Raw genomic sequence first — 15,473 nt, 5'->3', positions numbered from 1 at the left:
TGACGCCCGCATTGTTGTTGCAGCCGCAGCATGAGCAAAAAGCCGGGACCGCACAAGGCCGGGCGCAGAGGGCTGGCAAGGCGCATGAGCCCGTCGATGCGCGGCGAAACCGCGCGATCCGTTCACATTTTTGCGTGATCGATTCCCCCCGGCGCATGGCGCGAATGCCCGACATGGCGGGAGGCCGCGGAAAGCCGGAAAACCCCAGTAAAAAAAGCGCCCGCACAAGGCGGGCGCTAGTCATGAGGCAGGTTTCATACAGGCAAGAAACCTATCGAGCAGTGCCTTATCTATACGCTTTTCCCCCCATGAGTCCAAGGCGTAAGTTTGCTTCGCGGTGAACGCGCGGTTAATCTGGGCGCAGGCAGAACCAACGACCCGGAAATCAGGGCAATCGAGCATGCGATTCTTCAAGTTTGCTAACGAATCCGCGATCTGGCGGCGAATCGCGCTGTGCATGTGTGTTGCATCCATGCCGCTGGCAAGCCCCGCCGAACCCATGCATGCCATTGCAATGTATGGAGAACCTGCGCTGCCGCCCGGCTTCTCCCACCTGCCCTATGCCAATCCCGACGCACCCAAGGGCGGCACGATTCGCCTGGCCGAGACGGGCACCTTCGATTCGCTCAACCCCTGGATCCTGATGGGCAACCCGGTCTGGCCGATCTTTACCCAGCCGGGACTTGTGACCGAGTCGCTGATGGCCCGCTCGATCGACGAGCCCTTCACGCTTTACGGCCTGCTGGCCGAAAGCGTCGAGACCGATGCGGATCGCAGCTGGGTCGAGTTCACCCTGCGCCCCGAGGCGCGCTTTTCGGACGGCACCCCCGTCACCGTCGAGGACGTGATGTGGTCCTATGAGGTGCTGGGGACCAAGGGCCATCCGCGATATACCACCGTCTGGTCCAAGGTCGAGAAGATGGAGCAGACCGGCCCGCGCTCGGTCCGCTTCACCTTCAACACCGCCGACCGCGAGCTGTCGATGCTGATGGGCATGCGGCCGATCCTGAAGAAGGCGCAATGGGACGGGCGCGATTTCAGCCGGTCCAGCCTGATGGTTCCCATCGGCTCGGGGCCCTATGTGATCGACAGGGTCGATCCGGGTCGGGCGATCACCTTTCGCCGCAACCTGGACTATTGGGGGCGCGACCTGGGCGTGACCCGGGGCATGCATAATTTCGACGTGATCCGCTATGATTACTTCGGCGATGCCTCGGCCATGTTCGAAGCCTTCAAGGCCGGCGAGATCGATGTCTGGCGCGAACTGGTCGCGGCGCGCTGGGACCGCGACTTCGATTTCCCTGCCATGCGCGAAGGCCGGATGGTGAAATCCGAGATCGCGCATGGCCGCCCCTCGGGGATCATGGGGATGGTGATGAACACCCGCAATCCGCTGTTCGCCGACTGGCGGGTGCGGCAGGCGATGATCGAGGCCTTCAACTATCGCTTCATCAACATGACGCTGACCGGCGGCAAGGATCCCCGCATCACCAGCTATTTCGCCAATTCCGAACTTGCGATGCAGCCCGGCGCGGCCACCGGGCGCGAGGCCGAATTGCTCGCGCCCTTCGCGGCGGAGCTGCCGCCCGGCACCGTCGAGGGCTATGCCCTGCCCGAGGGCGGCGAGCGGGCCATCGACCGCAAGGGCATCCGCGCCGCGCTGGACCTGCTGGGCGAGGCCGGCTGGACCGTGCAGGGGGGCGAGTTGCGCGATGCCGATGGCCGCCCCTTCAGCTTCGAGATCCTGCTGAACCAGTCGGGCAGCGCCATGCGCACCAGCGCCGAGATGCGGCAGATCGTCGACATCTTCGTGCAATCGCTGCGCAACCTCGGCATCCGGCCCACGGTGACGCTGCTCGATGCGGCGCAATATGTCGAGCGGACGAACAACTACCAGTTCGACATGACCTGGTATGAGCGCGGCTTGTCGCTGTCGCCGGGCAACGAGCAGCGGCTTTATTGGGGGCGCGAGGGCGTGTCCAAGCCGGGCAGCCGCAACTGGATGGGCATGGACAGCCCCGCCGCCGAGGCGATGATCGCCGAGATGGGCCAGGCCCGCACGCATGAGGGTTTCGTCGCCGCGGTCAGGGCCCTTGACCGGATCTTAACCGCCGGACGCTATGTCATCCCGGTCAGCTATTCACGGATTTCCCGCTTGGCCCATCGCGCCGACCTGGATTATCCTGAAAACACGCCGCTTTACGGTGACTGGCCCGGCTTCATGCCAGAAACCTGGTGGCAGGAGGAAAGAGAATGAAATTCAGTCGGATCGCAATCGTCCTGACCGTTCTTGCGCTGACCGCGTGCAATACCGTGGCCGGCGTGGGCGAGGATATCTCCGGCGCTTCGCGCATGGTGCAGGGCGGTTTGGGCGGAGGAGGCTACCGATGAAATGGGTTCACGTCCGCGACAACTGGCCCGCCTTCTTCGAGGCCATCGTCGAGAAATGGCCGGCGGCCGATGAGAGCGAGCTGGAGGAGATCGACGGCGACAAGCGCGCCTTCATCGCCTATATCGCCGAAGTCACCGGGCAGGAGATCGACGAGACCAAGGACGAGATCCGCGAATGGCTGGCGGGCGAGATCCCCTCGGACATCGTCATGGATCCGATCCACGACAACCACTCGATCGCACTGTCGGCGAAATATGTCGGCGAGGGCGAGGACGAATACGACGACGATGCCCGTTTCGGCGACGACGACGAGATCAGGGGCGACGGCGACCTGAACGATCCGACCTGACGGGGAAGCGGCCCAAGGGGGCTCCGCCCCCCGCCTTTCCACCCCCTGGACGGGGCCGGAAAGGCGTCCCCCGGGGTATTTTCCAAACGGAAAGACGCGTCAGGCGTCCAGGTCGACCCAGACCGGGACGTGGTCGCTGGGCTTGTCCTTGGCGCGTTCGTCGCGGTCGATGCCGACATCGATGAGCAGGTCGGCGGCCTGGGGCGACAGCAGCACATGGTCGATGCGGATGCCATTGTCCCTTTGCCAGGCCCCCGCCTGATAGTCCCAGAAGGTGAAGGGGCCGCGCGTGCTGCCCGGATGGCGCAGGCGCACCGCATCGGCCCAGCCGTCGAACAGGATGCGGCGCAGCGCGGCGCGGCTTTCGGGCTGGAACAGCGCGTCGTCCAGCCATTTCTCCGGAAAGGCGGCGTCGCGGGATTCGGGAATGACGTTGTAGTCGCCCATCATCGCCACCGGCATCTCGGTCGCCAGCAGCGCCTTGGCCCGCGCGCGCAACCGCTCCATCCAGGCCAGCTTGTAGTCGAATTTCGGCCCCGGCTGCGGGTTGCCGTTCGGCAAATAGAGCCCGGCGACGCGCACCGCATGGTGGCCGACCACGGTCGCCTCGATATAGCGGGCCTGTTCGTCCGTCCCGTCGCCCGGCAGGCCGCGGCTGACATCCTCCAGCGGCAGCTTCGACAGGATGGCGACGCCGTTGAAGCCCTTTTGCCCGTGGGTTTCGATATTGTAGCCCAGGTCGGCGATGGGTTCGCGCGGGAAGCCCTCGTCCTGGGCCTTGATCTCTTGCAGGACCACGACGTCGGGCTGGGCCTCGGACAGCCAGCCGGTCAGGGTCTCGATGCGGGCGCGGACGCCGTTGATGTTGAATGTCGCGATCTTCATGCGCGCGAGACTAGCCGGCCCTGCGCGCCGAGGCCAGATCAGATCGAAAACGACGTGCCGCAGCCGCAGGACGAACTGGCATTGGGGTTGTCGATGGTGAAGCGGGCCCCGATCAACTCGTCGGCGAAGTCGATGGTCGCGCCGGCGAGGAAGGGCAGCGAAACCGGATCGACCACGACGCTTTGGCCGGCGCCGCTGAGCACCAGATCGTCCTCGGCCGCCTCGTCCAGCCGGATGTCATACTGGAAGCCCGAGCAGCCGCCGCCCGCGACCGCGACCCGCAAGGGCCGGGTGGGGCCGTCGCCATTGATCTCGGCCAGGCGCGCGAAGGCGCGTTCGGTGACCTTGGGGGGCAGGTTCAGACCTGTGTTCATGGGGCGTTCCCGTTTCCGTCTTTCGGTCTGGAATATAGGCTCTGGCCCGAACCCTCGCAAGGAATGCAGGATCAGATGACGGCACCCTATGCCTGCCAGCCCGAAGAAAGCCGCGGCCGCCGCTGGCCCGAGCGCATGTCCACCTTTCGCAGCCCCTGGCAGCGCGACCGCGACCGCATCATCCATTCCAGCGCCTTTCGCCGGCTCAAGCACAAGACCCAGGTCTTCGTCGAGCATGAGGGGGATTATTACCGCACCCGCCTGACCCATACGATCGAGGTGGCGCAGGTCGCCCGCACCATCGCCGGCGCGCTGGGGCTGAACACCGACCTGGCCGAGACGGTGGCGCTGGCGCATGACCTGGGCCACCCGCCCTTCGGCCATACCGGGGAGGATGCGCTGGCGGCGCTGATGGCGCCCTATGGCGGCTTCGACCACAATGCCCAGGCGCTGCGCATCGTCACCCGGCTGGAACGGCATTACGCCGATTTCGACGGGCTGAACCTGACCTGGGAAAGCCTGGAGGGAATCGCCAAGCATAACGGGCCGGTGACGGGCGATCTGCCCTATGCCTTGGCCGAGGTGAATGCGGAATGGGATCTGGAGCTGCATACCAATGCCAGCGCCGAGGCGCAGGTCGCGGCCGTGGCCGACGACGTGGCCTATAACCATCACGACCTGCATGACGGGCTGCGCGCGGGGCTGTTCACCGAGGCGGACCTGGCGGAACTGCCCGTCGTCGGCGAGGCCCTTGCCCGCGTCGATGCGCTGCATCCGGGACTGGAGCCGATGCGACGCCGGCACGAGGCGCTGCGCCGGGTCTTTGGCGTCATGGTCGAGGACGTGATCGCAGTGGCGCAGAACCGGCTGGCCAGCCTGCAGCCGCAAAACGTGCAGGAGATTCGCGACATGGAAGGGCCGATCATCCGCTTTTCCAAGCCGCTCTACCAGAACCTCAAGGCGATCAAGCTGTTCCTGTTCCAACGCATGTATCGCGCGCCCTCGGTGGTGGTCGAGCGGCGGCGGGTGACCGAGATGCTGAACGGGCTGTTTCCGCTGTTCCTGGACGACCCCTCGAAGATGCCGCGGACCTGGTTCGAGGCCGCCGAGGCCGCGGGGGACGAGACCGGGCGCGCCCGGGTGGTGCTGGATTACGTCGCCGGCATGACCGACCGCTTTGCCATCCAGGAAGCGCAGCGCCTGCTGGGCTGAGGGCAAGGGCCTTAGCCCGGCCGGTCCCACCCCTCAGGGCCGGACCGGCCATCTTGAGCAGGAAGGACGGGCTATTCGGCCTTGTCGTGCTGTTCCAGCCATTGCTGCATCATCTCGATCTCGGCCTCCTGGGCCTTGATGACCTCTTCGGCCAGCTTGCGGACCTCCGGGTCCTTGCCGTGCTCCAGCGCGACCCTGGCCATGTCGATGGCGCCCTGGTGATGCGGGATCATGCCGCGCATGAAGTCGACATCGGCATCGCCGCTGTAGTCGATCATCATGTCCTCATGCATCCGCTCCATGGCCTGCTGGTAGCCGGCGGTCGAGGGGCTGTCGCCATGTCCCGCATGATCCATGGCCGAATGATCCTGGGCGGCCGCCGGCAAGGCGATCAGCGCGGCAAGGGCGAATGTGGCAAGACGCATGGTTTTCTCCTGTCGTGACGATGCGCAGAGAGAAGCGCGGCAAGGCACCGGCGGCAAATGACAAACCCGTCAGCGCAAGAAGAGCAGCGCCATGCCCGCCACCGCGATCAGCGCCCCCGCCCATGAGGTCGCCGAGGGCCGCGCCCCGGTCATCGCCCAGAGCACCGGCAGGATCAGCACCGGCGACAGCGCCGAAAGCGTCGAGACGATGCCGACCTTGCCGCCTTGCAGCGCGAACATCAGCAGCGTCATGCCGGTGACCATGGCGATCAGGCCGGAAAGCGCCGTCAGCACCAGCACGCGCGGCGTGGGCCGGCCCAGTGGCTGGACCGCGCGGATCGGCAGCGCCATCAGCAGGATCAGGCAGGCCACCGCCACGCCCACCCGCACCAGCGAGGCGACATAGGGGTCGAAGCCCGCAGCCATCACCGGCCGCGCGATCAGCGACCCCAGCGCCTGCCCCGCCGCCGCCATCAGCCCGAAGCCCGAGGCGATCCAGACCGAGCCCTGCACCGCCTCGAAACGATGCCCGCCCGAGCGCCCGGCCCGGCCCAGCACCGCCATGGCGACGCCCGCCGTCGAAAGCGCGACGCCCAGCACGGCCGGCAGCGAAAGCTCTTCGCCCAGCGCCAGCCAGCCCATCAGCGCGGCCATGGGCGCGTTCAGCGCGAACAACGCCCCCGAGCGCCTTGGCCCCAGCCGGATCAGTGCCACGTAAAGCAGCGTATCGCCCAGAAAGATGCCGATCACGCCCGAGAGCGACAGCCGCCACAGGTCCTCGGCCGAGATGCCCTGCCAGCGGCCGGTGGCGATCACGATCGCCGCCAGCATGACCGCGACCATGGCCTGGCGCAGCCGGTTGAAGCCAAAGGGCCCCAGCGCCTGCGCCGCCGATTGCGACAGGATGCCGGTGATCGCCCAGCAGGCCGCCGCGCCCAATGCGGCGAGTTCATGCACCGGCATCCGCGCCCTCTCTCCCCTCGTTCCCCATGCGGGATAGGCCGGCGATTGAACCCGCGCAAGGGATCGCGCGTTCAGCCGGCAGGTCACGGCAGAAAAGGAGAACGGCGATGATCGTGAATTCCGGTTCGGCGAAATGGGAAGGCGGGCTCAAGGACGGCAAGGGCGCGCTTTCCACCAAGTCCGGGGCACTGAGCAACCAGCCCTATGGCTTCAACACCCGCTTCGAGGGCCTGCCCGGCACCAACCCCGAGGAACTGATCGGCGCGGCCCATGCCGCCTGTTTCAGCATGGCGCTGTCGGCGATCCTGCAGGAGGCGGGGATCGGCAATGTCCGCATCGAGACCACCTCGGAAATCGGGCTGGCCAAGGAGGGCGACGGCTTTGCCATCAAGACGGCGCATCTGAACACCAGGGTCTGGGGCGACGGCGACAAGGCGGTGATCGAGGAATGCGCCCGCAAGGCCGAAAAGGGCTGCCCGGTCAGCAAGGTGCTGAATGCCGAGGTGACGATGGACGTGACGGTGGGGTAAGAGCGGCCATGCCATGCGGCGCGGCTGTGCGCCGCATGGCACCGATCATCGGCCCTTGCGGAATGCCGCTACCGTTCTCGACCTTCCCCCTTACGACTCGACTAGGAAGGACAGGCCGCCCCTTGAGTCCCAGAACTGGAACTTTGCCGAACGTGCCGGTGTCTTGACCGTAATCACCGCGTCGGAATGTGCCTGGACCGTGCCGCCGTTTCGGGCAGCGTAAGCGTGGGCAAGTGCCCTGAGCTCCGCCTTGCCGTTCGGCGCCTTGCCTTGCGACGAGGTCACCATGCAGCCGTTGCGGCGCGTATCGAATTGAACGCCGATGTCTTCGGCCTTCATGCCAAGGCTGATCTTGAGCGTGCCGAGCGGCGGAATCGGGCTCGCCTTGTAATAGGCATTGGCAAGATCCACGCCATCCGGTTTGCCGCCAATACTGGCGATGCAGAACTGATCGAAGCGTTGGGCGGCAAGACTCATCGTGCTGGTATCCACCCGCGCCGCTGCGGGCGAAGGCGTAGCGGTCGGCGCTTCGCCGCAAGCCGCCAGCATCAGGGTCAGCGCAAATCCGGCAAGCAAGCGATTGCGATACATGAAACGACCTCACTGATTAAACAAAACAGACATAATAGCGGATTGGCGCGACATACAAGCCGCGGCGCAAGGTGCCGGAACTCGGCAAAATGCCCATTGAGAAAGCCCGGCCCCTTCCGGGCGCACCACCGATCTTTGGCGATAAAGGTTTACACCATCATCTCTTTCGTCGCCGTCAGCTTCAGCTCGGGATGGTCGCGCTCGACGCGGTCGATGTCCCATTGCAGACGCGTGAGATAGACCAGATCGCCGTCATGGTCCTGCGCCATATGACCCTTGTTCGTATTGGCAAAGGTGTCGACCTTGTCCTTCGGACCCGAAACCCAGCGTGCGCTGGTGAATTGCGAGGATTCGAAACGCACCGGCAGGCCGTATTCCAGCTCGATGCGGCTGGCCAGCACCTCGAATTGCAGCGCACCCACCACGCCGACGATGAAGCCCGAGCCGATCATCGGCTTGAACACCTTGGCGGCACCCTCTTCGGCGAATTGCATCAGCGCCTTTTCCAGATGCTTGGCCTTCATCGGGTCGCCCGCGCGCACGGTCTGCAAGAGTTCGGGCGCAAAGGAGGGGATGCCGGTGAAGCGCAGCGCCTCACCCTCGGTCAGCGCGTCGCCGATGCGCAGCTGGCCGTGGTTGGGGATGCCGATGATGTCGCCCGCCCATGCCTCCTCGGCCAGTTCGCGGTCGGCGGCCAGGAACAGCACCGGATTCGACACCGCCATCGGCTTCTTCGACCGGACATGCAGCAGCTTCATTCCCCGCTCGAAATGTCCCGAGGCAAGGCGGACGAAGGCCACCCGGTCGCGATGCTTGGGATCCATGTTGGCCTGGACCTTGAAGACGAAGCCGGTCACCGGCTTTTCCTCGGGCGCGATCTGGCGCTCGGCGGCGTTCTGCGGCTGCGGCTGGGGACCGAACTCGCCGATGCCGGTCATCAACTCCTTGACGCCGAAGCTGTTGATCGCAGAGCCGAACCAGATCGGCGTCATGTGCCCTTCCAGGAAGGACTTGCGGTCGAAGGCAGGCAGCAATTCGCGCGCCATTTCCAGCTCTTCGCGCAGCTTTTCCAGCAGGTCGGCGGGGATGTGCTCGGCCAGCTTGGGATCGTCCAGGCCGGAAATGCGGATCGACTCGGCCACCTTGTTGCGGTCGGCGCGGTCCATGATCTCCAGCCGGTCACCCAGCAGGTCATAGACACCGATGAAGTCGCGGCCCATACCGATGGGCCAGCTGACCGGCGCCACGTCGATGGCCAGGTTCTCCTGGATCTCGTCGATGATCTCGAACGTGTCGCGGCTTTCGCGGTCCATCTTGTTGCAGAAGGTCAGGATCGGCAGGTCGCGCAGCCGGCAGACCTCGAACAGCTTGCGGGTCTGGCTCTCGACGCCCTTGGCGCCGTCGATGACCATGATCGCCGCGTCCACCGCCGTCAGCGTGCGATAGGTGTCCTCGGAGAAATCGCTGTGGCCGGGCGTGTCCACCAGATTGAAGCGGTATTGCCCGAAATCGAAGCTCATGGCCGAGGCGGAGACCGAAATCCCCCGGTCCTGCTCCATCTTCATGAAGTCCGAGCGCGTGCGCCGCGCCTCGCCCTTGGCGCGGACTTGCCCGGCCATCTGGATCGCGCCCCCGAACAGCAGGAACTTCTCGGTCAGCGTGGTCTTGCCCGCATCCGGGTGCGAGATGATCGCAAAGGTGCGGCGGCGGGCGATTTCGGGCGGAAGATCGGGACGGTTCATCATGCCCGGCCCTTTAGCGTGCGCCGCGCGCAGTCTCAAATGGAATCGAGGCTCGAATGGAATCGGGCCTCAGACGAATTGTTCGCGGATCAGCCGTTCCTCGAGCCCGTGGCCGGGGTCGAAGAGCAGGCAATGGCGGATGGAGTTCTCGGAGCGGATCTCGACCCAGAGCACCGAATCGACGCCCCGCGAATCGGCATCGGCCATCACCGGACGCTTGTCGGGGTCGAGCACGTCGATGCGCACCGTAGCCGACTTGGGCAGGATCGCGCCGCGCCAGCGCCGCGGCCGGAACGGCGCGATGGCGGTCAGCGCCAGCACGTCCGAGCCCAGGGGCAGGATCGGCCCGTTCGCCGAATAGTTATAGGCGGTCGAACCGGCCGGAGTTGACAGCAGCATGCCGTCGCAGATCAGCTCCTCCATCCGCACGCGGCCGTTCACGCTGATGCGCAGCCGCGCCGCCTGCGGGCCGGCGCGCAGCATGCTGACCTCGTTGATGGCCAGCGCGCAATGCTCGTGCCCGTCCGTGGTGCCGGCGGTCATGGCCAAAGGATTGACCACGGTTTCCTCGGCCGCACGGATGCGGGCGGGCAGGTCGTCCTCGGAATAGGCGTTCATCAGGAAGCCCACGGTGCCCCGGTTCATGCCATAGACCGGCAGGCCGCGATTCTGGTGCATGACGCTCAGCATCAGCCCGTCGCCCCCCAGCGCCACGATCACCTCGGCCTCGCGGATCGGCACATGGCCGTAGCGCGCGGACAGCGATTCTGCGGCCGTCACGGCGGTTTCGGTGCTTGAGGCGATGAAATGCATCTTCATGCGGCCATCATGGCCAGCCGCCGAACGGAAGCAAGTCCCAGTGAACGCATGGAAGATCTACCGCCAAGGCGTCGCATCCGTCCTAGCGGGGCGCGAGGAAAGGCGCTAGAAGGCCGGCAAGCCGCTTTTTGCATGAGGACCAGATGACCGACACCGGATTCTTCACCGAGACGCTGGACAGCCGCGACCCCGACATCTTCGGCGCCATCCGCAAGGAACTTGGCCGCCAGCGCGACGAGATCGAGCTGATCGCCTCGGAAAACATCGTCTCCAGGGCCGTGCTGGAAGCGCAGGGCTCGGTGCTGACCAACAAATATGCCGAGGGCTATCCGGGCAAGCGCTATTACGGCGGCTGCCAATATGTCGACATCGTCGAGGAACTGGCGATCGAGCGTGCCAAGCAGCTGTTCGGCTGCGAATTCGCCAACGTCCAGCCGAACTCGGGCAGCCAGATGAACCAGGCGGTGTTCCTGGCGCTGCTGCAGCCGGGCGACACCTTCATGGGGCTGGACCTGAACTCGGGCGGGCACCTGACGCACGGCTCGCCGGTGAACATGTCGGGCAAATGGTTCAACGTCGTCAGCTACGGCGTGCGCCAGCAGGACCAACTGCTGGACATGGACGAGATCCGAAAGAAGGCGCATGAGCACAAGCCCAAGCTGATCCTGGCCGGCGGCACCGCCTATTCGCGCGTCTGGGACTGGGCCGAATTCCGCAAGATCGCGGATGAGGTCGGCGCCTGGCTGATGGTGGACATGGCCCATATCGCGGGCCTGGTGGCCGGCGGCCAGCATCCCTCGCCGCTGCCGCATGCCCATGTCGTGACCACCACCACCCACAAGTCGCTGCGCGGCCCGCGCGGGGGCATGGTGCTGACCAACGACGCCGACATCGCGAAAAAGATCAACTCGGCCGTCTTCCCCGGCCTTCAGGGCGGCCCGCTGATGCATGTCATCGCCGCCAAGGCCGTGGCCTTCGGCGAGGCGCTGCGTCCCGACTTCAAGGACTATGCCGCACAAGTCGTCGCCAATGCGCGTGCCATGGCGGACGAGCTGATGAAGGGCGGCATCGACATCGTCTCGGGCGGCACCGACAACCACCTCTGCCTGGCCGACCTGCGCCCGAAAGGCGTGACCGGCAAGGCGACCGAGGCGGCGCTGGGTCGCGCCCATATCACCTGCAACAAGAACGGCGTGCCCTTCGACCCCGAAAAGCCCTTCGTGACCTCGGGCATCCGCCTGGGTGCCCCCGCCGGCACCACCCGCGGCTTCAAGGAGGACGAATTCCGCCAGATCGCCCGCTGGATCGTCGAGGTCGTCGACGGCCTTGCCGCCAATGGCGAGGAAGGCAATGCCGAGGTCGAGGCCCGCGTCAAGGCCGAGGTCGAGGCGCTTTGCGCCCGCTTCCCGCTCTATAACGGCCTGTAATCCCGGCGCGGTGCGGGTCCGGCCGGATCCGCGCCGCCCACCATCCTGCCCGACGCTTCGGGCGGTGCCTTGAGACAAGCAGAACCAGCCGTTGCGGCTCTGCTCAGAGCTTGGCGTGAGGAGTCAGGTGCAGGTCGAAGCGCGACCGCTCCGAACGACCCCCGGGTACCGATATTCCGGCGTTTCCGGCCGTCGCGGGTGCGATTCCATGATGGCCGCATCCCGGGACAGTTCCTCGGAACCTATTGATCCAAAGAAATTCTCTTCTCGCCGCCGCTTTCGGCAAGCTCGACCGCTGCGCCCCTCCAGCCGCCAAGCAATACGTCGCCGGGCGCGGGTATGGACGCTGTTCCGATGCCCGGCCCACATCACGACGGAACCGGCAGCCGCGATTTTCTGGAATGCACGGTACACCGTATCCCTGTGACTGCCTTTCAGATCAATCCGCGCCGCATCATGATCCAGATGGCGACGGCCGCCAGCAGCAGCAGGCCGAACAGCACGCTTGCCGCGATACCGGCCGCCCCGCCCCGCAACCGCATCCCCTGCCCCAGCGGGCGCAGATAGGCCGTCAGCGCCTTGTATGCATGGTCCAGCTGCACGAAATCCACCTGGCGGGCCAGTTTCGGCTGGCCGGCCTTGCGGTCGGCCTCGGCCAGGATGCGCGCCTCGCGTCGCAGCCGCCGCGGCAACGCCCCGCCGCGCTTGCGCAACATGCTTTCCAGATCGGCCTGCTGGCCGCGCCGCAAACCGCCAAAACGCGCCGCCATCAGGCTGGCCACCTCGTCGGCCATCGGCCTGATCCTTTCGATGCCCATCGCCCTCATCCCGTTTTCGCCAAGGCTAGCGCCTCTGGCGCCGCTTCGCCAGTGCCGCTAGGTTGCACCCATGATGCTGAACATGAACGTGACAGGAACAGATTCGGGTCAGCCGCCGGTTTTGCTGGCGCATGGGCTGTTCGGGTCGGGACGCAATCTGGGCGGCCTCGCCCGGCGGCTGGGCGAAAGCCGGCGCGTGATCTCGGTCGACATGCGCAACCATGGCGACAGCTTCCACGACCCCGATCACAGCTATGCGGCGCTGGCCGGCGATCTGGCCGAGGTGATCGCCGCAGAAGGCGGCCGGGCCGATGTGCTGGGCCATTCGATGGGCGGCAAGGCAGCGATGACATTGGCGCTGACGCGGCCGGAAACGGTGCGCCGCCTCGTGGTCATGGACATCGCGCCCTATACCTATGGCCATAGCCAGAGCAGCCATATCGACGCGATGGAGGCCGTGGACCTTGCCGGCCTTCGCCTGCGCTCGGAAGCCGACGCGCGGCTGGCCGAACATGTCGCCGATCCGGGCGTGCGCGCCTTTCTGCTGCAATCGCTGGACCTGAAGGCCGATCCGCCACGCTGGAAGTTCAACCTGACCGCGTTGCGCGACCAGATGCCCCAACTGGTCGGCTGGCCGGAGACGCCCAAGGGCAGCTTCGCCGGCCCCGTGCTGTTCCTGGCCGGAGAAGACTCCGACTATTGCCGCAAACCGCAGGTCGAGACGATCCGCGAGCATTTCCCCCAGGCCGAGATCCGCGTCATCCCCGGCGCGGGACATTGGCTGCATGCCGATCGCCCGGCCGAGGTCGCCGAAGCGGTGGCCGCATTCCTCGGCTGATCCGACTGTGCCGGCGGGGAGCGGTCGGGCCGCCCCGGCCCGCAGGACAGCGCAGCGACAGCCGCGCCTCTCCGGTATCGCCGGGGATGCGGCTGCGCAGGCTGTTTGCAATCACCGTGCAGCCGGTCGTCCGTTCGGCGGCGATCGCCATCAATTCGGGCACCGGCGCACGCGCCCGCCGGCCGAGATAGCCAAGACGGATCACCTCGGCCCGGGAACCATCGTGGAGGACGACGAAACGAATCCCCTCCAGCGTGATGTCGTGCCGCACCGCACCGAAAAACTGCGGCGCAGGCGAGGCACAGGCTGAAAGGAACAGGACAAGCAGCAGAATCACAGGCATGCCGCCTGTCTAGCCGCCATCGGTTAAGAAACCCTTGACGTCTGGGAACCACGACCCGACGCAAGCGTTGACCCCCGAAACCAAAACCCTTGCAGGAGATTGAATATGCGTCGGATTCTTCGGGTTTCGCCCTTACTCGCACTGCTGGCCCTGGCGGCCTGCCAGACGGTGCAAGGCGCCGGGCACGACCTGCAAAGCGCAGGACAGGCGATCAGTCGGGAAAGCCAGGAAGCCCAGGCAGGCATGTAGGCCGGAAAATCACGCCCCCGCGGCGCAATGCGCGCAAAGCGGCGTGTCGGGCAGCAAATCCAGCCGGGCCGGCAGGATGACATCCCCGCAACCGGCGCAAAAGCCGTAATCGCCACTGTCGATGCGCCTGAGGGCAGCGTCGATCCGGTTCAGTTCGGCTTGGTGGGCATGACCGAGAGCCTGGAGAACCTCGTCGTCTTCCTGCTCGATGGCCGCATCGTCCCAGTCCTGGGGCAAGGGATCGTCAAGCTGGTCCCGAATGTTGGCCAGATCGACAAGAAGGGCCTGGCGACGCGCCGTCAGCAGGGCCTTGCGGGCAACCGGATCCATGGATTTTCTCCTGTAAGCTGTCGCAATTTCTGACACGCCTGGACGGTGCTGCATTTGATTTGCGTCAATTTGTCACGGCATTTTTGGCAGTCCCCTTTCCGCGCAATCGGCCGAGATCCGCCGGCATCCTCTTCGTTTCGGGAAATTCCTTGCCGATCGGCGATGCAGCGGCGCGTCTCCGGCTTGAGCGGCTTGCAGGCTGGTTTAGGCTTTGCCGCCAATCGAGCAGAAAAACGAAAGGAAAGAGCATGCGTCGGATGGTGACGATCGGCCTGTGTCTGGCAGCGACGGCGGTCGCTGGCTGCGAGACGATGCAGGGCGCGGGACGCGACATGCAGACCGCCGGGCAATTGCTGAGCGATCAGGCCGCAAACAGCCAGGTGCAAATGGGACAGGCGGCCCCTGTGGCACCCGTCGACCCCTATGCGCCGCCGGCGGGGGCACCGGCACCTTATTGAGCAGACAGCGCCGGACCAGGCGCTGCGCCGATCTTTTTCGGTGAGGACAGAGCATGGCATCCGTCCTCGCCCGTTCCCCCGCCCTGGGCCGGCTGTTCGCCCTGTTTAGTCGCGGTTTTCCCTTTGGTCGATTTTGGCGAGGGCGCGGTCGAGGGCTTCGGCCTCCGGTCCCAGCTCGGCCAGCAGGTCCGCCTGGAACGCCTCGGCGATGCGGCCGAGCCGCGCCATCAGCGCCCGGCCAGCAGGCGTCAGCTCCAGCGCGACCAGCCGGCGGTCGGCCGCGTTGCCCGATTTCCGCACCAGCCCCGCCTCTTGCAGCCGCGAGGCGGCGCGGCTGACCATCGACTTGTCCAGATGCACCCGCGCCGTGATGTCGCGCACGCTCACCGCGCCGGAATGGGCCAGATGCGCCAGGACCCGCCATTCGGGCGTGCTCAGCCCCGCCTCGGCCTCGTAAAGCGCGGCAAAGCGGCGGCTCAGCCGCGCGGCCGCCACGGACAGGCGATAGGGCAGGAACCGGTCCAGATCGAATGACATGCGCTTCTCCTTGGCGGGCAGAACAGCAGAAAGCCGTTGCACCTGCAATAAAGATCGGCCCGGATGCAGATCCGCATTGACATCGTTGCCATCGCAATGACACAATCGTTGCAACTGCAATGACACCGCAGGGAGGAGCCCCATGACCCAGCACGACCTGCCCCCCGGCATGACCCGCGCCGCCGTCGCCA

19 protein-coding genes are annotated in these 15,473 nt (G+C 65.9%); 9 read left to right on the top strand and 10 right to left on the bottom strand.

Features of this window, described 5'->3' with window-relative positions:
* The first annotated feature begins 400 nt into the window (after positions 1–400).
* From QPR87_RS22310 to QPR87_RS22300, 3 genes are read left to right on the top strand one after another with little or no spacing between them, the layout of a single operon-like run.
* Positions 401–2,257: an extracellular solute-binding protein gene (locus tag QPR87_RS22310; protein WP_285051419.1), complete on the top strand. Its 1,857-nt coding sequence runs from the start codon at positions 401–403 to the stop codon at positions 2,255–2,257.
* Positions 2,254–2,391 carry a hypothetical protein gene (locus QPR87_RS22305; RefSeq protein WP_164901602.1) on the top strand — a complete coding sequence of 46 codons (138 nt, stop codon included), beginning with the start codon at positions 2,254–2,256 and terminating at the stop codon, positions 2,389–2,391. The genes QPR87_RS22310 and QPR87_RS22305 overlap by 4 nt, the downstream gene beginning before the upstream one ends.
* Complete coding sequence (locus QPR87_RS22300) at positions 2,388–2,741, top strand: hypothetical protein (RefSeq protein WP_285051418.1); 354 nt, start codon at positions 2,388–2,390, stop codon at positions 2,739–2,741. The genes QPR87_RS22305 and QPR87_RS22300 overlap by 4 nt, the downstream gene beginning before the upstream one ends.
* 99 nt (positions 2,742–2,840) lie before the next feature.
* On the opposite strand, the gene xth is transcribed toward QPR87_RS22300, so the two are convergent.
* Both xth and QPR87_RS22290 read right to left on the bottom strand, forming a co-directional pair.
* Positions 2,841–3,626, bottom strand: a complete 786-nt coding sequence (xth, locus tag QPR87_RS22295; RefSeq protein ID WP_285051417.1) for an exodeoxyribonuclease III — start codon at positions 3,624–3,626, stop codon at positions 2,841–2,843.
* A 38-nt stretch (positions 3,627–3,664) separates the two neighbouring features.
* On the bottom strand, positions 3,665–4,000 hold the full coding sequence (locus QPR87_RS22290; protein ID WP_011747267.1) for a HesB/IscA family protein: 336 nt from the start codon (positions 3,998–4,000) through the stop codon (positions 3,665–3,667).
* Between the two features lie 75 nt (positions 4,001–4,075).
* On the opposite strand from QPR87_RS22290, the gene QPR87_RS22285 reads away from it, so the two are divergent.
* Complete coding sequence (locus QPR87_RS22285) at positions 4,076–5,212, top strand: deoxyguanosinetriphosphate triphosphohydrolase (protein ID WP_104493711.1); 1,137 nt, start codon at positions 4,076–4,078, stop codon at positions 5,210–5,212.
* Between the two features lie 71 nt (positions 5,213–5,283).
* Here the strand turns inward: QPR87_RS22285 and copM are convergent, their stop codons facing one another.
* Positions 5,284–5,637 carry a CopM family metallochaperone gene (gene copM, locus QPR87_RS22280; RefSeq protein ID WP_011747265.1) on the bottom strand — a complete coding sequence of 118 codons (354 nt, stop codon included), beginning with the start codon at positions 5,635–5,637 and terminating at the stop codon, positions 5,284–5,286.
* Between the two features lie 69 nt (positions 5,638–5,706).
* Positions 5,707–6,600 carry a DMT family transporter gene (locus tag QPR87_RS22275; RefSeq protein ID WP_230998727.1) on the bottom strand — a complete coding sequence of 298 codons (894 nt, stop codon included), beginning with the start codon at positions 6,598–6,600 and terminating at the stop codon, positions 5,707–5,709.
* Positions 6,601–6,707: 107 nt separating this feature from the next.
* Between QPR87_RS22275 and QPR87_RS22270 the strand changes: the two genes are divergently transcribed.
* Positions 6,708–7,130, top strand: a complete 423-nt coding sequence (locus QPR87_RS22270) for an OsmC family protein (protein ID WP_011747263.1) — start codon at positions 6,708–6,710, stop codon at positions 7,128–7,130.
* Positions 7,131–7,220: 90 nt separating this feature from the next.
* Here the strand turns inward: QPR87_RS22270 and QPR87_RS22265 are convergent, their stop codons facing one another.
* The 3 genes from QPR87_RS22265 to QPR87_RS22255 form a co-directional block, all read right to left on the bottom strand.
* The gene (locus QPR87_RS22265; RefSeq protein ID WP_285051416.1) at positions 7,221–7,721 is read right to left on the bottom strand and encodes a hypothetical protein; all 501 of its coding nucleotides are present in this window, start codon (positions 7,719–7,721) and stop codon (positions 7,221–7,223) included.
* A 149-nt stretch (positions 7,722–7,870) separates the two neighbouring features.
* Positions 7,871–9,466, bottom strand: coding sequence for a peptide chain release factor 3 (locus QPR87_RS22260; protein ID WP_104493708.1), 1,596 nt, complete (start codon positions 9,464–9,466; stop codon positions 7,871–7,873).
* A 66-nt stretch (positions 9,467–9,532) separates the two neighbouring features.
* Positions 9,533–10,282 carry an NAD kinase gene (locus tag QPR87_RS22255; protein ID WP_011747260.1) on the bottom strand — a complete coding sequence of 250 codons (750 nt, stop codon included), beginning with the start codon at positions 10,280–10,282 and terminating at the stop codon, positions 9,533–9,535.
* A 143-nt stretch (positions 10,283–10,425) separates the two neighbouring features.
* Between QPR87_RS22255 and glyA the strand changes: the two genes are divergently transcribed.
* Positions 10,426–11,709: a serine hydroxymethyltransferase gene (gene glyA, locus QPR87_RS22250; protein ID WP_285051415.1), complete on the top strand. Its 1,284-nt coding sequence runs from the start codon at positions 10,426–10,428 to the stop codon at positions 11,707–11,709.
* 434 nt (positions 11,710–12,143) lie between these two features.
* Here glyA and QPR87_RS22245 read toward each other — a convergent pair whose 3' ends face one another.
* Positions 12,144–12,503: a hypothetical protein gene (locus QPR87_RS22245; RefSeq protein ID WP_285051414.1), complete on the bottom strand. Its 360-nt coding sequence runs from the start codon at positions 12,501–12,503 to the stop codon at positions 12,144–12,146.
* Between the two features lie 94 nt (positions 12,504–12,597).
* Between QPR87_RS22245 and QPR87_RS22240 the strand changes: the two genes are divergently transcribed.
* Complete coding sequence (locus QPR87_RS22240) at positions 12,598–13,365, top strand: alpha/beta fold hydrolase (protein WP_285051413.1); 768 nt, start codon at positions 12,598–12,600, stop codon at positions 13,363–13,365.
* Between the two features lie 448 nt (positions 13,366–13,813).
* Complete coding sequence (locus QPR87_RS22235; RefSeq protein WP_158659326.1) at positions 13,814–13,957, top strand: entericidin A/B family lipoprotein; 144 nt, start codon at positions 13,814–13,816, stop codon at positions 13,955–13,957.
* Positions 13,958–13,966: 9 nt separating this feature from the next.
* Here the strand turns inward: QPR87_RS22235 and QPR87_RS22230 are convergent, their stop codons facing one another.
* Positions 13,967–14,287, bottom strand: a complete 321-nt coding sequence (locus tag QPR87_RS22230; RefSeq protein ID WP_011747255.1) for a TraR/DksA family transcriptional regulator — start codon at positions 14,285–14,287, stop codon at positions 13,967–13,969.
* Between the two features lie 248 nt (positions 14,288–14,535).
* Between QPR87_RS22230 and QPR87_RS22225 the strand changes: the two genes are divergently transcribed.
* Positions 14,536–14,745, top strand: a complete 210-nt coding sequence (locus tag QPR87_RS22225; protein ID WP_041529785.1) for an entericidin A/B family lipoprotein — start codon at positions 14,536–14,538, stop codon at positions 14,743–14,745.
* Positions 14,746–14,850: 105 nt separating this feature from the next.
* On the opposite strand, the gene QPR87_RS22220 is transcribed toward QPR87_RS22225, so the two are convergent.
* A complete protein-coding gene (locus QPR87_RS22220; protein WP_011747253.1) occupies positions 14,851–15,282 on the bottom strand; it encodes a MarR family winged helix-turn-helix transcriptional regulator in 432 nt (143 codons plus the stop codon).
* Positions 15,283–15,473: the final 191 nt, after the last annotated feature.

This window comes from Paracoccus sp. SSJ (assembly GCF_030234105.1).
In the GTDB taxonomy this organism is placed as follows: domain Bacteria; phylum Pseudomonadota; class Alphaproteobacteria; order Rhodobacterales; family Rhodobacteraceae; genus Paracoccus; species Paracoccus denitrificans.
The sequence above is the reverse complement of the archived record's forward strand: the minus strand, read 5'-3'. Positions and strand labels throughout refer to the sequence as shown.

Coding starts and splice junctions, on each gene's coding strand:
- QPR87_RS22255 (WP_011747260.1), bottom strand. CDS start 10,282: ATGAAGATGCATTTCATCGCCTCAAGCACCGAAACCGCCGTGACGGCC.
- QPR87_RS22270 (WP_011747263.1), top strand. CDS start 6,708: ATGATCGTGAATTCCGGTTCGGCGAAATGGGAAGGCGGGCTCAAGGAC.
- QPR87_RS22290 (WP_011747267.1), bottom strand. CDS start 4,000: ATGAACACAGGTCTGAACCTGCCCCCCAAGGTCACCGAACGCGCCTTC.
- QPR87_RS22310 (WP_285051419.1), top strand. CDS start 401: ATGCGATTCTTCAAGTTTGCTAACGAATCCGCGATCTGGCGGCGAATC.
- QPR87_RS22220 (WP_011747253.1), bottom strand. CDS start 15,282: ATGTCATTCGATCTGGACCGGTTCCTGCCCTATCGCCTGTCCGTGGCG.
- QPR87_RS22305 (WP_164901602.1), top strand. CDS start 2,254: ATGAAATTCAGTCGGATCGCAATCGTCCTGACCGTTCTTGCGCTGACC.
- xth (WP_285051417.1), bottom strand. CDS start 3,626: ATGAAGATCGCGACATTCAACATCAACGGCGTCCGCGCCCGCATCGAG.
- copM (WP_011747265.1), bottom strand. CDS start 5,637: ATGCGTCTTGCCACATTCGCCCTTGCCGCGCTGATCGCCTTGCCGGCG.
- QPR87_RS22265 (WP_285051416.1), bottom strand. CDS start 7,721: ATGTATCGCAATCGCTTGCTTGCCGGATTTGCGCTGACCCTGATGCTG.
- QPR87_RS22300 (WP_285051418.1), top strand. CDS start 2,388: ATGAAATGGGTTCACGTCCGCGACAACTGGCCCGCCTTCTTCGAGGCC.
- QPR87_RS22240 (WP_285051413.1), top strand. CDS start 12,598: ATGATGCTGAACATGAACGTGACAGGAACAGATTCGGGTCAGCCGCCG.
- QPR87_RS22225 (WP_041529785.1), top strand. CDS start 14,536: ATGCGTCGGATGGTGACGATCGGCCTGTGTCTGGCAGCGACGGCGGTC.
- glyA (WP_285051415.1), top strand. CDS start 10,426: ATGACCGACACCGGATTCTTCACCGAGACGCTGGACAGCCGCGACCCC.
- QPR87_RS22235 (WP_158659326.1), top strand. CDS start 13,814: ATGCGTCGGATTCTTCGGGTTTCGCCCTTACTCGCACTGCTGGCCCTG.
- QPR87_RS22245 (WP_285051414.1), bottom strand. CDS start 12,503: ATGGCCGACGAGGTGGCCAGCCTGATGGCGGCGCGTTTTGGCGGTTTG.
- QPR87_RS22230 (WP_011747255.1), bottom strand. CDS start 14,287: ATGGATCCGGTTGCCCGCAAGGCCCTGCTGACGGCGCGTCGCCAGGCC.
- QPR87_RS22285 (WP_104493711.1), top strand. CDS start 4,076: ATGACGGCACCCTATGCCTGCCAGCCCGAAGAAAGCCGCGGCCGCCGC.
- QPR87_RS22275 (WP_230998727.1), bottom strand. CDS start 6,600: ATGCCGGTGCATGAACTCGCCGCATTGGGCGCGGCGGCCTGCTGGGCG.
- QPR87_RS22260 (WP_104493708.1), bottom strand. CDS start 9,466: ATGATGAACCGTCCCGATCTTCCGCCCGAAATCGCCCGCCGCCGCACC.